The sequence below is a fragment of the Geodermatophilus sp. SYSU D00710 genome (genome assembly GCF_054050195.1).
In genome coordinates this window covers 25,773-38,490 of the sequence record NZ_JBJGYX010000045.1, presented here as the reverse complement: position 1 = coordinate 38,490, position 12,718 = coordinate 25,773, and the positions used below count along the sequence as shown (strand labels likewise).

The following is a 12,718-nucleotide window of genomic DNA, read 5'->3' as shown; positions in this document are numbered from 1 at the left end:
CCCCCCCCCCCCCCCCCCCCCCCCCCCCCCCCCCCCCCCCCCCCCCCCCCCCCCCCCCCCCCCCCCCCCCCCCCCCCCCCCCCCCCCCCCCCCCCCCCCCCCCCCCCCCCCCCCCGCTGCGGTGAGGGAGGACGCGCTGCGGTGCGGGAGGACGCGGGTCAGCCCTCGGCCAGCTCCGCGGCGGCCAGCCAGTCGGTCTCGACCTGCTCCTTCTCGGCGTGCAGCGCCCGCAGCCGGGCGTCGAGCTCCAGCACCCGCGCGTGGTCGGTGGCCGCGGCTGCGAGGTCGGCGTGCAGCCGCTCCTCCTCGGCGCCGAGACGCTCCAGCCGGCGCTCGAGCCGGGCGGCCTCCTTGCGGGCGGCGCGCACCTCGGCCGCCGACGGGCCCGCGGGGGCGGGAGCCGCGGCCGGGGCGGGCCCGGCGGTCGCCGACGGCAGCGCCGCCTCGCCGGCGGCCCGGCGTGCGAGGTACTCCTCGACGCCGCCGGGGAGCGCGGCCAGGGAGCCGTCGCCCATGAGCGCCACCACCGAGTCGCACACCCGGTCGACGAAGTACCGGTCGTGACTGACGACGAGCACGGTGCCGGGGAAGCCGTCGAGCAGGTCCTCGAGCTGGGTGAGCGTGTCGATGTCGAGGTCGTTGGTGGGCTCGTCGAGCAGCAGCACGTTGGGCTCGGCCATGAGCAGCCGCAGCAGCTGCAGCCGCCGGCGCTCTCCGCCGGAGAGGTCGCCCACCGGCGTCCACTGCCGCGACGCCGGGAAGCCGAACCGCTCGGCCAGCGACGACGCCGACACCTCCTGCCGGCCGATCCGGGCGATCCGGGCGACCTCCTGGACCGCCTCGAGCACGCGCAGCCGGGCGGGCAGCTCGGTGACGTGCTGGGACAGGTACGCCGGCGCCACGGTCTGCCCGCGCACCACCCGGCCGCGGTCGGGCTCCACCTCGCCGACCAGCATCCGCAGCAGCGAGGTCTTCCCCGCCCCGTTCACCCCGACCACGCCGATCCGGTCGCCCGGGCCGACGTGCCAGGTCAGGTCGCGGAACAGCGGTCGCGGTCCGGCGTCGGAGGGCACGGCGAGGTCGACGTCCTCGACGTCGTACACCGTCCTCCCCAGCCGCCGGGCGGCGAAGCCCTTCAGCTGCACGGTCTCCCGCGGCGGCGGCTCGTCGGCGATGAGCGCCTCGGCCGCCTCGATCCGGAACCGCGGCTTGCTGGTGCGCGCGGGCGGGCCGCGGCGCAGCCAGGCCAGCTCCTTGCGCACGAGGTTGAGGCGTCGTTCCTCGGTGGCGGCCGCCACCCGGGCCCGCTCGGCGCGGGCCAGCGTGTAGGCCGCGTAGCCGCCCTCGTAGGAGTGCACCGCGCCGTCGGCGACCTCCCAGGTCTGCGTGCACACCTCGTCGAGGAACCACCGGTCGTGGGTCACGACCACCAGCGCGCCCACCCGCCGCGTGACGAAGTCGGCCAGCCACGCGACGCCCTCGACGTCGAGGTGGTTGGTCGGCTCGTCGAGGACCAGCAGGTCCAGCGGGCGGATGAGCTGCGCGGCCAGCGCGACCCGGCGCCGCTCGCCACCCGACATGGGCGCCACCGGGCTGTCGAGGCCCAGCCGGTCGAGCTCCAGACCGGTCAGCACGCTGCGGACCCGCGCGTCGGCGGCCCACTCGTGCTCGGCGGCGAACAGGCCGGCCGGCAGCACGACGTCGCGCACGGTCGTCCCCGGCGGGAGCGTGCCGGACTGGTCGAGCGCGCCGACGGCGAGGTCGCCGCGGCGGGTGACCCGCCCGCTGTCGGGCTCCTCACGGCCGGTGAGGACACCGAGCAGGGTGGACTTGCCGCTGCCGTTGCGCCCGACGACGCCGATCCGCTCCCCGGCCGCGACGCCGAGCGAGACGTCGTCGAGCAGCACGGTCGTGCCGTGGGCCTTGGACACCCGCTCGAGGTTGAGCAGGTTCAGCGGGGCGCTCACCGGCGGGTCCAGGTCATGAGGACCCCAGTATCGCCGGACCGCGACGGCGCCCGGCGACCGCCTGACACCGGCCGCTAGTGGACCCCAAGGCCGTCGCAAGTGGCGTCCGGAGAGTCGTCCCCAGCACACCCCGGGTGCCCGGGGCGGACGAGCGGAGGACGACATGAGCACGACGGCAGCGGCCCACTCTGCAGCCCACTACGCGACGGTCCCGGCGCCGGCGACCCCCCGCCTGCGGGCGGTCCCCCCGCTGGCCGCACCCCCGCTCCCCGTGCCCGCCGCCGAGACGACGGCGCTGTGGTGGGCGCGGCTGCTGCGCCGCGGCCCCGGCCCGGTCGAGTACTCGCTGGTCGCCGTCAACTCCGACCGCTTCCCCGACGGCACCCCGGTCGACATGACCGCGGTCGACGCCCGGGGCCGCCGTCCCGCCGGCTGGCAGGTCGACGTGCGGCACCGCGCCGCCGACGGCCGGGTCGTCCGCATCGACGTCGCCGACGAGGTCTCCGACCGCTGCCCGCCGATCTGGTTCGCCGAGGTGCACCACGCGTCCTCCCCGGTGCCCTGCACCTCGCTGCTGGCCTTCCGCGGCAACGCCTTCCGGCCCGGCTCGCTGGTGGAGATGCACGAGGTGGCCGCCGTCGGCGTCGCCCCCACCGACCGCATCGCCGAGGTGCGCTGGTGGACCCGCTCCGGCCTGGTCGACACCGTCAGCGTGGAGCCGGTGTACCGCCGCCGCGGCGTGGCGCAGACGCTGGTCACCGCCGCCGAGGGGCTGCGGTTCCTGCGCGGCTGGGCGCCGCTGCGCTCCGACGGCCGGCTGACCGACGCCGGCGCCGGCTGGCTGGAGCAGGCGCCCCCGGCGTGGCGGCCCCGGCTGGCCGAGCGCACCGAGGTGCTGCCCGACGCCGACGTCGAGGAAGGCCTGACCGGGGTCGCCCGCCTGCTCCGTTGACCGTGCCCTACCGGTCGACCTGCAAGAAGGTCGCGCCCCGCCTATCGTCCGGGTGGTGCACCTCCCCGCGGTGACCTGGTCGGCCGTCGAGCACCGCGCACGGGGTGTCCCCGGCGGGCCGGTCACCCGGTCGGGCGGGGACGACGGCCTGCTCCTGCGCGGCCTGGTCACCGACTCCCGGCGGGTCGTCCCCGGCTCGTTGTTCGCCTGCATCCGCGGCGCGGCCAGCGACGGGCACCGCTGGGCCGCGGCGGCCGCCCGGGCCGGCGCCGCGGCGCGGCTGGTGGGCCGGCCGGGGGGCGTCGCGCTGGCCACGCTGTCGGTGGCGTCGGTGGGGGCGCAACTAGGATCGCTGGGCGCGCTGCTGGCCGGCGACCCCGCCGACGCGCTGGACCTGGTCGGCGTCACCGGCAGCAACGGCAAGACGACCACCAGCACGCTGGTCCGCGGCGTCCTCGAGGCGGGCGGGACCCGCACCGGCGTCGTCGGCACGCTGGGGGCGGCGGTGGGCCGGCGGACCCGTGGCACGGTCCTGACCACTCCCGAGGCCCCCGATCTGCACGAGCTGCTGCGGTGGATGGTCGAGGCCGGCGCCCGGCGGGCGGTCGTGGAGGCCTCCTCCATCGCGCTGGACATGGGCCGCATCGACGGCCTGCGCTTCGACGTCGCGGTGTTCACCGGCTTCGAGGAGGACCACCTCGACCACCACGGCACGATCGAGCACTACTGGTCGAGCAAGGCGCGGCTGTTCGAGCGGGACCGGTCGGCGGCCGGCGTCGTCGTCGTCGACGACCCCTGGGGACGGCGGTTGGCCGACCAGGCGCCGGTGCCGGTGACGCGGGTGGGGTCGGCCGCGGACGCCGACGTCCGGGTGCTCGGCTGGCGCACCGGCGCGGCCGGCACCGAGGTGCTGCTCGGCGACGACACCGGCGGGCACCGGGTGTGCAGCCCGCTGGTGGGGCGGGTGCACGTGACCAACCTGGCCGCGGCGTGGGCGGCCGGACGCGCGCTGGGCGTCCCGGCCGACGCCATCGCCGACGGGCTCGCGGGCGTCGCCGCGCCGCGCGGGCGCAACACCGTGCTCGGCGGGGCCGGGCGCCCGGTCGTCGTCGTCGACTACGCGCACACGCCGCGCGCCCTGGCCGCGGCGATCGCCACCGCGCGCGACCTGCGCGGCCCCGGCGGGCGGCTGCACCTGGTGCTCGGCGCGCGGGGCCGCCGCGACCGCTACAAGCGGCAGGGGCTCGGCGAGTCGGCCCGCGCCGCCGACGTCGTCTGGCTGACCAACGAGGGCAGCCACGGTGAGGACCCGGCCGCGATCATCGGCGAGCTGCGGATCGGACTGCTCGGCGGTGGAGCGGCCGTGCGGACGGTGCCCGACCGGCGCGCGGCGATCTCCGCAGCGGTCCGCGCCGCCGGCCCGGCCGACGTCGTCCTCGTCGTCGGCCGCGGGCACGAGACACGGCTGTTCGACACCACCGACCCGCGCGACGCCGTCCACCTCGACGACGCCGAGGTCGCCAACACCGCGCTCATCGTCGAGCACGGCCCGCCTGACGCCGCCGGCGCCGACCGCGGGGAACGCGCCTCCTGACCGGAGGCGTCCGCGGGAAGACACGAGGGCGGTCCGGCGCTACAGTCGCCACCAGTTGAGCGCTCAACGAGGAGGCCGGCCATGCCCGCCGTGACCGTCGAGGACACCACCACGCTCCCCCGGGTCCCGTTGCCCGCCCCGCGCACCGTCCGCCGACGGACCCGCTCGGTGACGACGGCGCCCGCCGGCTTCGAGGGCGAGGGGTTCCCGGTGCGCCGCGCCTTCGCCGGTGTGGACCTGCGCGACCTCGACCCGTTCCTGCACATGGACCAGATGGGCGAGGTCGAGTACGCACCCGGCGAGCCGAAGGGCACCTCCTGGCACCCGCACCGCGGCTTCGAGACCGTCACCTACATCATCGACGGCACCTTCGAGCACGCCGACTCCCACGGCGGCGGCGGGACGATCAGCAACGGCGACACCCAGTGGATGACCGCGGGTGGCGGCGTGCTGCACATCGAGCGGCCCCCGGAGGCGCTGGTGGCCAGCGGCGGGCTGTTCCACGGCCTGCAGCTGTGGGTGAACCTGCCGCGGGCGCAGAAGTGGGTCGAGCCGCGCTACCAGGACCTGCGCGCGCGGGAGTCGGTGCTGCTGGCCAGCCCCGACGCCGGCGCCCTGCTGCGGGTCATCGCCGGCGAGGTCGGCGGACACACCGGCCCGGGCTCCACCTACACGCCGATGGCCATGGTGCACGCGACGATCGCGCCCGGCGCCACCCTCGACATCCCGTGGCGGCCGGACTTCAACGCGCTGGTCTACGTGCTCTCCGGCGCGGGCTCGGTGGGCATCGACGGGGCGCCGGTGCGCACCGGCCAGCTCGCCGTCCTCGGCCCCGGCGACACCGTCACCGTCCGCGGCGCGGTGCACCAGGAGTCGCGGACCCCGGCGCTCGACGTCGTCGTCCTGGGCGGCCGGCCGATCCGCGAGCCGATCGCGATGTACGGCCCGTTCGTCATGAACACCCGGCAGGAGCTCATCGAGGCCTTCGACGACTTCCGCGCCGGGCGGCTCGGCTCGGTCCCGGCGGTGCGCTCCGCCTCCGCCGCCGGCCCGCACGCGGGGGTCCACGGCGAGGCCGGACAGGAGTAGGAAGCCGGTCATGAGCGACACCGAACCGCGGCCGGTCCCGCGCGAGCTGGGCGGGCCCGACGGGACCCCCGCGGGCCCGGCCCTCGACCTGCTGCCCGGCCGCGAGGTCATGCTCGGCCCCGGCACCCCGGTGCGGCGGCTGCTGCCCACCCTCGGCCGGCGGATGGTCGGCGCCTGGGCCTTCGTCGACCACTACGGCCCCGACGACGTGTCCGGCAGCGCCGGCATGCAGGTCACCCCGCACCCGCACACCGGGCTGCAGACGGTGTCCTGGCTGATCGAGGGCCGGGTCCACCACCGCGACTCCCTGGGCAGCGACGTCACGTTCGGCCCGCGCGAGCTGGCGCTGATGACCGCCGGGCACGGCATCGCGCACGCCGAGCAGTCGCCGGTGCCGCACCCCCGGTTCCTGCACGGCGCGCAGCTCTGGGTGGCGCTGCCCGACGCCACCCGCGACACCGCACCGGCGTTCGAGCACCACACGACCCTGCCCGGCACGACCTCCGACGGGCTGACCACCACGGTGCTCATGGGCTCCTTCGGCGGGGACTCCTCGCCGGGCACCGCGCACACGCCGATCGTCGGCGTCGACCTCGACCTCGTCGCCGGGGCCGACGTCGAGGTGCCGCTCGAGCCGGACTTCGAGCACGCCCTGCTCGGCGCCGCGGGCGGGGCCGACGTCGAGGGCGCGCCGCTGGCCCACGGGGCGATGCTCTACCTCGGCACCGGACGCCGGTCGGTGCGGATCCGGACCGACGCGCCCGCCCGGTTGCTGCTGCTCGGGGGCGAGCCGTTCGAGGAGCGGCTGGTCATGTGGTGGAACTTCGTCGGCCGCTCCGGCGAGGAGATCGTCGAGTACGCCGAGCGGTGGAACGCCGAGGACGAGCGGTTCGGGATCGTCCCGGGGTTCACCGACGACGAGCGCCAGCTCTCGCCTGCGCTGCCGTCGGTGCCGCTCAAGGCCCGCGGGAGGATGCGATGACCGTCGACGACCGCATGCTCGACTTCGTGGCCGGGCGCCGCTGGGGCGTCCTCGCCACGGTCAAGCGCGACGGCCGGCCGCAGGTGTCCAACGTCGGCTACGCCTACGACGCCGGGCAGCGGCTGTTCCGGGTGTCGGTGACCGCCGACCGTGCCAAGACCCGCAACCTGCAGGCCGACCCGCGGGTCACCCTGCACGTCTCCTCGGACGACTTCTGGACCTGGGTGGCCGTGGAGGGCACCGCGGAGCTCACTCCGGTGGCCGCCGACCCGCACGACGCCACCGTGGAGGAGCTGATCACCTACTACCGCGGCGCCTCCGGCGAGCACGGGGACTGGGACGACTACCGCCGGGCGATGGTGGCCGACCGCCGCCTGGTGGTCCGCTTCCGTCCCGAGCACACCTACGGCCAGGTCCGCTCGTGACGTCCTGGCACGGCCCCGTCGCCCCCCACGCCGAGCGTGGGGGGCGACGGGGTCCTTCTACTGCATGACGGAGAAGGCCGCGCCCCACGGGTCGGTGACGACGGCGAACCGGCCGAACTCGGTGTCCTGCGCCGCCATGGTGACCTTCCCGCCGGCGGCCTCGACGGCGGCGACCGTCTCGTCGGTGGACGCGACGGAGAAGCAGGTGGTCCAGCCCTTCGGCGCCCCCGGGGTCACGCCGCCGAGCCCGCCCAGCGGGCGCTCGTCGGTGGCGAAGGTCGCGTAGCCGCCCATGCCCTCGAGTTCGTCGAAGCGGAAGCCGAACACCGCGGAGTAGAAGGCCTGCGCGGCGGCCGGGTCGTCGACGGCGGCGTCGTTCCACGCCAGCGAGCCGGGCTCGTTGTGGACCTCGGCGCCGGTGTGGGTGCCGGCCTGCCACAGGCCGAACTGGTTCCCCTGCGGGTCGCGCGCCACGACCATCGTGCCCATCGGGCCGACCTCCATCGGCTCGACGACGACGGTGCCGCCGGCCGCGCGGATGCGGTCGCAGGTGGCCGCGGCGTCGCTCGCGGCGAAGTACGTCGTCCACGAGGGCGAGGCGCCCGGCTCCATCAGCGGACCGAGGCCGGCGGCCTGGTGCCCGTCCTTGAGCGCGTTGACGTAGCCGCCGAACTCCGGCGAGTCCGCCGTCCACTCCCAGCCCAGCAACGAGCCGTAGAAGGACTTGGCGGCCTCGACGTCGGCGGCGCCGTAGTCGACCCAGCAGGGAGTGCCGTCGGGCCAGGGGGTGTTCCGGGTGGGCATGGTTCCTCCTCGGGGTGGGGAGGGCACCGTCCCACCGGGCACCGACACTCCGGCAGACCCCTCGTGGCCACTTCCGCGCAAGTGCACACGAACGGGCGTCAGAAGCGGCCGCCGCCGGACCGGCCGCGGCTGCGGGAACCGCCGAAGCCGCCGCCGCGCGGCCGGCCACCGGCGCCGAACCCGCCACCGCGCCCGCCACCGAGCCCCCCGCCGAACCCGCCGCCGTAGCCGCCGAACCCGCCGCCGCGCATGCCCCCGGCGAGGATGCCGCCGAGCACGAGACTGCCCAGGTCCACCCCACCGCGGCCGCCGTACCCCCCGCCGTGGCCGGGCCCGTGGCCGGGCCCGTAGCCGCCGCCGTACCCACCGCCGTAGCCCGACGACCAGGCCGACACGTCGGACTGCGCGTACTGCAGCGCCTGCTGGGCGAGCTGGTCGGCCAGCTGCGCCTCCTGCAGCGCGGCCTGGGGATCCGAGCCGCCGATCCCCACCGCGGCGTCGAGGTGGCGCTGGGCCTCGGCCAGCCGGGTGCGCGCCTCGGGCCCGACCGCGCCGCGCCGGGTGGCGACGAAGTCGGCGGCCGCGGCCACCGTCGACCGGGCGCGCAGCAGGGTCTGGTCCAGCGCGGCGGCCGCCCGGCGGGCACGGGTCTGCGCGTCACGCGCCACGGCCAGCGCCTGCTCCAGCGCGAGGTCGGCCTCCTCGAGCCGGCGCAGCGCGGTGAGCGGGTCGGGCAGCGCTCCCCCGACGACGGCCATCGCCTCGTCGGCGGCGGCCAGCCCGGCCTCGGCGCGGGCGACCTGCGGCCGCAGCCCGCCGGTGTCCCCGGCAGCCACCAGCGCGCGGGCCTCGGCGAGGTCCTCCTCGGTCTCGGCGCGAACGGCGGACAGGCGGGCGGCCGCGTCCTCCAGGTCGCGCTCGAGCCGGCCCACGGCGTCGAGCAGCGTGCCCACCTGGGCGGCGGCGTCCTCGGCGGCACGCAGGTCGCCCACCGCCTCCCCGGACCGTCCGGCGTCGAGCGCGGCGCGGGCCTCCGCCGCCTCGTGCTCGGCGGCGGCCAGCCGGGCCCGGGCCTGCTCGACGTTGTCCGCGACCGGCGCCAGCGCGGCGGCCGCGTAGCGCTGCCGCAGCCGGGCCAGCCGCTGCTCGTCCTGGGGGAGCCGGCCGTGCAGCGCGGTGATCCGCGCGGCGAGCCCCTCCAGGACCTGGGGCGCGGTCCGCTCGAGGTCGCGCAGCTGCTCGAAGGCCTGGGCCTGCTCGTCGAGCCGGGCGTCGGCGGTCCAGGTCAGCTGCAGGATCTCGGCCAGCAGCGCCCGCCGCGTCGGCTCGTCCTCCGGCACCTCGTCGTCGAGCCGCTGACGGAGCGAGAACGCCCGGGTCAGCTCCTGCCGCGACTGCCCCAGCGCCTCGGTGAACCCGGCCACCGCCGCCTCGCCGTACTGCAGCCGGGCGAAGTCGAGGTCGAGCTGCGAGGTCTTCACCGCCTCGTCGAGGTCGAGCAGCGCGGCACTGGCCCGGCCCTGCAGCTCCTCGGTGGGCACGCCGGCGTGCGGGTCGGGCCGCTCCAGCCGGGTGGCCGGCGGTGGCTGTGTCCCGCGCCGGCGCCGCGAGCGGGACACCAGGTAGGCACCGGTGCCGACGACCGCGACCCCGCCGAGCACCGCCGCGGTCACCGCGCCGGACCCGCTGTCCGACCCGCCCGCGCCGGAGGAGCCGCCGATGCCCTCGGCGAAGGCCACCGCCGCCCCGCCCCAGTCGTCGGCGGCGAGCTCGGGCTCGACGTCGGTGGCGAGGAACGAGTCGATCTCGTCGGTGCTCTGCGGGAACGCGTCGTCGACCCAGTAGCCGTACTGCCGGTCGCCGACGGCCACGGCGAGCAGCACGTCGGTGCGGCCCAGACCCGAGGCCTCCGCCGTCTGCAGGGCCCAGTCGCCGGAGCGGATGCCGTCGAAGGAGGACACGTAGACGACGAAGACCTGCGTGCCGTCGTCGGCCTGCCGATCGTCGACGGCCTGTTGGACCCGGGCGGCGTCCCCGCCGAGCACGCCGGCGACGTCGGTCACCTCACCGGGCACGGAGAACGGCTGCTCGGCCAGCGCCGGGCCGCCGCCGGCGAGCACGAGGGCCGCCGCGACCGCGAGGACTCCCACCATCCGGCGCACGGACCGACCCTAGGTCGGGCACGAGGGAGTCGCCGCCGGAGCGGCCGGCCCGGGTAGGACGCGCACCACCGGGTAGTGGGCTCCCGACCGCGCCCCGAGCCCAGGAGGACCCCCGTGAGCCAGTCCGACCGCATCCCCGCCGACCGGCTGCCCCCGGGGAGGGTGGGCCGGGCCGGGAAGTGGGCCGTCGTCAACCGCGACGGGGAGTACTCCGCCCTCTCCCGCCGCTGCCGCCACCAGCTCGCCGACCTGTCGGAGGGGTCACTGGACGCCGACGGGTGCCTGGTCTGCCCGTGGCACCAGGCGCGCTACGACGTCCGCACCGGGGACATGGTCGAGGGCCCGCGCGGCTTCCTCGGCTACCACGGGCCGACCCCGGGCTACACCCAGCTCGTCCGCGGCTACGCGCACTTCCTGCGGCTGCGGGTCAGGAAGGCGCTGCGCCGCGGCGACGACGTCGTGGTGACGTGAGGTCGGCCCCCTCGTAGGGGCCCGCCGCGAGCCTGCGAGTGGTGGGGGGCGGGGGGGTCCTTCATCAGCGCCACTCGATCGGCTCGTCGACGCCCTGCACCAGCGCGTCGGACTCCGGGTTGGCCACCCCCGTCGGGCGCACGCTGACGCCCTGGGTGGCGGCCACCTCCTCGGCCGACCGGGGCTGCAGCAGGCCGTCGCGGATCTCCTCGGCCCAGTGGCAGGCCACCAGGTGCCCCGTGCCCAGCTCGCGCAACGCCGGGACCTCGTCGTCGCAGCGGGTCTCCTGCCGCCAGGGGCACCGGGTGTGGAACCGGCAGCCGCTGGGCGGGTTGGCCGGTGAGGGAAGGTCACCGGCCAGCAGGATGCGCTCGCGACTCTCCTCGACCACCGGGTCGGGCACCGGGACGGCGCTCAGCAGCGCCCGGCTGTAGGGGTGCAGCGGCTCGGCGTACAGGACGTCGGAGGGCGCCTGCTCGACCAGCGACCCCAGGTACATGACGCCGACGACGTCGCTGATGTGCCGCACCACGGCGAGGTCGTGCGCGATGACCAGGTAGGTCAGACCGAGCCGCTCCTGCAGCTCCTCGAGCAGGTTGACCACCTGCGCCTGGACGCTGACGTCGAGCGCGGAGACCGGCTCGTCGGCGATGAGCAGGTCGGGCTCGAGCGCGATGGCGCGGGCGATGCCGATGCGCTGGCGCTGGCCGCCGGAGAACTCGTGCGGGTAGCGGCGCAGCGCCGCCGAAGGCAGCCCGACGGCGTCGAGCAGGGTGCGGATCCGCTCGGCGATGCCGCGCCTGCCGCCACCCAGACCGTGCGCGTGCAGCGGCTCGGACAGCAGCGACTCGACGTTCTGCCGGGGGTCGAGGCTGCCCAGCGGGTCCTGGAACACCATCTGCATCCGACGGCGCATCGTCCGCAGCGGCTCGCCCTGCAGCGACGCGACGTCGGTGCCGTCGAACAGGACCCGCCCGGCGGTGGGCTCGACCAGCCGGAGGACGGCGCGGCCGAGCGTGGACTTGCCGCAGCCGGACTCCCCCACCAGCCCGTAGGTGGTGCCGCGGTCGATGCTCAGGTCGACGCCGTCGACGGCGCGGACGTGCCCCACCGTGCGGTCGACGACCAGGCCGCGCTTGATCGGGAAGTACACCTGCAGGCCCTCGACCCGCAGGAGGGGGTCGGCGGCGGGGACGGCGGTCATCGGGCGGCTCCGGACGCGGTGGCCCCGGCCGGGGACCTCGGGTGCTGCAGGGGGTGGCGGCAGCGCAGCTCGCGGCCGGGACCGTCGTCCTCGAGCGCCACGGTGCTGCCGGCGACCTCGGTGAGGCAGTCGTCCTGGGCGTTGTCGCACCGCGGGGCGAACGCGCACCCCTCGGCCCAGGGGATGACGTCGCGGGCGGAGCCGCGGATGGGGTGCAGCGGTGCGCCGCGGGCCCCGTCGAGCCGTGGCACCGAGGCGAGCAGCCCGCCGGTGTAGGGGTGGCGCGGCCGCGCGAACAGCTCGTGGCGGTCGGCGGACTCGATGATCCGGCCGGAGTACATGACGTGGACCCGGTCGCAGAGCCCGGCGACCACGCCGAGGTCGTGGGTGATCATCACCAGCGCGGTGCCCGAGTCGACCACCAGCTCCCGCAGCAGCTCGAGGATCTGCGCCTGGATGGTGACGTCGAGGGCGGTGGTCGGCTCGTCGGCGATGAGCAGGCGCGGAGCGCAGGCCAGCGCCATCGCGATGAGCGCCCGCTGGCGCATGCCGCCGGAGAGCTGGTGCGGGTACTCCTTGAGCCGGCGGCCGGGGTCGGGGATGCCGACGCGGTCGAGCAGGCGGGTGGCCTCGTCGGCCGCCTCCTTCTTCGACATCTCCCGGTGCTCGAGCAGGACCTCGGTGACCTGGGTGCCGATGGGCACCGTGGGGTTCAGCGACGACAGCGGGTCCTGGAACACCATGGCCATGTCCGCGCCGCGCAGCCGGCGCAGCGTCCGGTCCGGCGCGCCGATCAGCTCCTGGCCGTCCAGCCGCACCGAGCCGCCGACCTGCACGCCGCGGCTGGGCAGCAGCCCCATGACCGCCAGCGAGGTCACCGACTTGCCACAGCCGGACTCCCCGACCAGGCCCACGGTCTCCCCCGGCGCGACGGAGAAGCTGACCCCGTCGACGGCGCGGGTGGCCTGCTCGCCCCTGCGCGTGAAGGTGACGGTGAGCCCGTCGACGTCGAGGACGGGGGCACCGGGGACGCCCGCGTCACGGGACGGCATCGACTCGATGGTCACC

The 12,718-nt window shown here is 76.7% G+C and carries 11 protein-coding genes; 6 read left to right on the top strand and 5 right to left on the bottom strand.

The window, feature by feature from the left end; genetic code table 11:
• Positions 1-158: 158 nt before the first annotated feature.
• Positions 159-1,967 (bottom strand): ABC-F family ATP-binding cassette domain-containing protein, encoded by a 1,809-nt coding sequence (locus ACI78U_RS18195; protein ID WP_456876793.1) that lies wholly within the window; start codon positions 1,965-1,967, stop codon positions 159-161.
• Positions 1,968-2,130: 163 nt separating this feature from the next.
• Here ACI78U_RS18195 and ACI78U_RS18190 point away from each other — a divergent pair, with 163 nt between their 5' ends.
• From ACI78U_RS18190 to ACI78U_RS18170, 5 genes are all read left to right on the top strand, one after another.
• Positions 2,131-2,919 carry a hypothetical protein gene (locus tag ACI78U_RS18190; RefSeq protein WP_456876792.1) on the top strand — a complete coding sequence of 263 codons (789 nt, stop codon included), beginning with the start codon at positions 2,131-2,133 and terminating at the stop codon, positions 2,917-2,919.
• A gap of 55 nt (positions 2,920-2,974) precedes the next feature.
• Positions 2,975-4,513, top strand: a complete 1,539-nt coding sequence (locus tag ACI78U_RS18185; protein ID WP_456876791.1) for a Mur ligase family protein — start codon at positions 2,975-2,977, stop codon at positions 4,511-4,513.
• Positions 4,514-4,594: 81 nt separating this feature from the next.
• Positions 4,595-5,602: a pirin family protein gene (locus ACI78U_RS18180; RefSeq protein WP_456876790.1), complete on the top strand. Its 1,008-nt coding sequence runs from the start codon at positions 4,595-4,597 to the stop codon at positions 5,600-5,602.
• Between the two features lie 10 nt (positions 5,603-5,612).
• Positions 5,613-6,584 (top strand): pirin family protein, encoded by a 972-nt coding sequence (locus ACI78U_RS18175; protein WP_456876789.1) that lies wholly within the window; start codon positions 5,613-5,615, stop codon positions 6,582-6,584.
• Positions 6,581-7,009: a PPOX class F420-dependent oxidoreductase gene (locus ACI78U_RS18170; protein ID WP_456876788.1), complete on the top strand. Its 429-nt coding sequence runs from the start codon at positions 6,581-6,583 to the stop codon at positions 7,007-7,009. Before ACI78U_RS18175 ends, ACI78U_RS18170 begins: the two co-directional genes overlap by 4 nt.
• Positions 7,010-7,066: 57 nt before the next feature.
• Here the strand turns inward: ACI78U_RS18170 and ACI78U_RS18165 are convergent, their stop codons facing one another.
• Both ACI78U_RS18165 and ACI78U_RS18160 read right to left on the bottom strand, forming a co-directional pair.
• Positions 7,067-7,813 carry a VOC family protein gene (locus ACI78U_RS18165; protein ID WP_456876787.1) on the bottom strand — a complete coding sequence of 249 codons (747 nt, stop codon included), beginning with the start codon at positions 7,811-7,813 and terminating at the stop codon, positions 7,067-7,069.
• A gap of 98 nt (positions 7,814-7,911) precedes the next feature.
• Positions 7,912-9,966, bottom strand: a complete 2,055-nt coding sequence (locus ACI78U_RS18160; protein WP_456876794.1) for a TPM domain-containing protein — start codon at positions 9,964-9,966, stop codon at positions 7,912-7,914.
• A gap of 123 nt (positions 9,967-10,089) precedes the next feature.
• Here ACI78U_RS18160 and ACI78U_RS18155 point away from each other — a divergent pair, with 123 nt between their 5' ends.
• The gene (locus ACI78U_RS18155; RefSeq protein ID WP_456876786.1) at positions 10,090-10,446 is read left to right on the top strand and encodes a Rieske (2Fe-2S) protein; all 357 of its coding nucleotides are present in this window, start codon (positions 10,090-10,092) and stop codon (positions 10,444-10,446) included.
• 64 nt (positions 10,447-10,510) lie between these two features.
• On the opposite strand, the gene ACI78U_RS18150 is transcribed toward ACI78U_RS18155, so the two are convergent.
• Positions 10,511-11,650, bottom strand: coding sequence for an ABC transporter ATP-binding protein (locus ACI78U_RS18150; protein WP_456876785.1), 1,140 nt, complete (start codon positions 11,648-11,650; stop codon positions 10,511-10,513).
• Complete coding sequence (locus tag ACI78U_RS18145; RefSeq protein ID WP_456876784.1) at positions 11,647-12,717, bottom strand: ABC transporter ATP-binding protein; 1,071 nt, start codon at positions 12,715-12,717, stop codon at positions 11,647-11,649. The genes ACI78U_RS18150 and ACI78U_RS18145 overlap by 4 nt, the downstream gene beginning before the upstream one ends.
• Position 12,718: the final 1 nt, after the last annotated feature.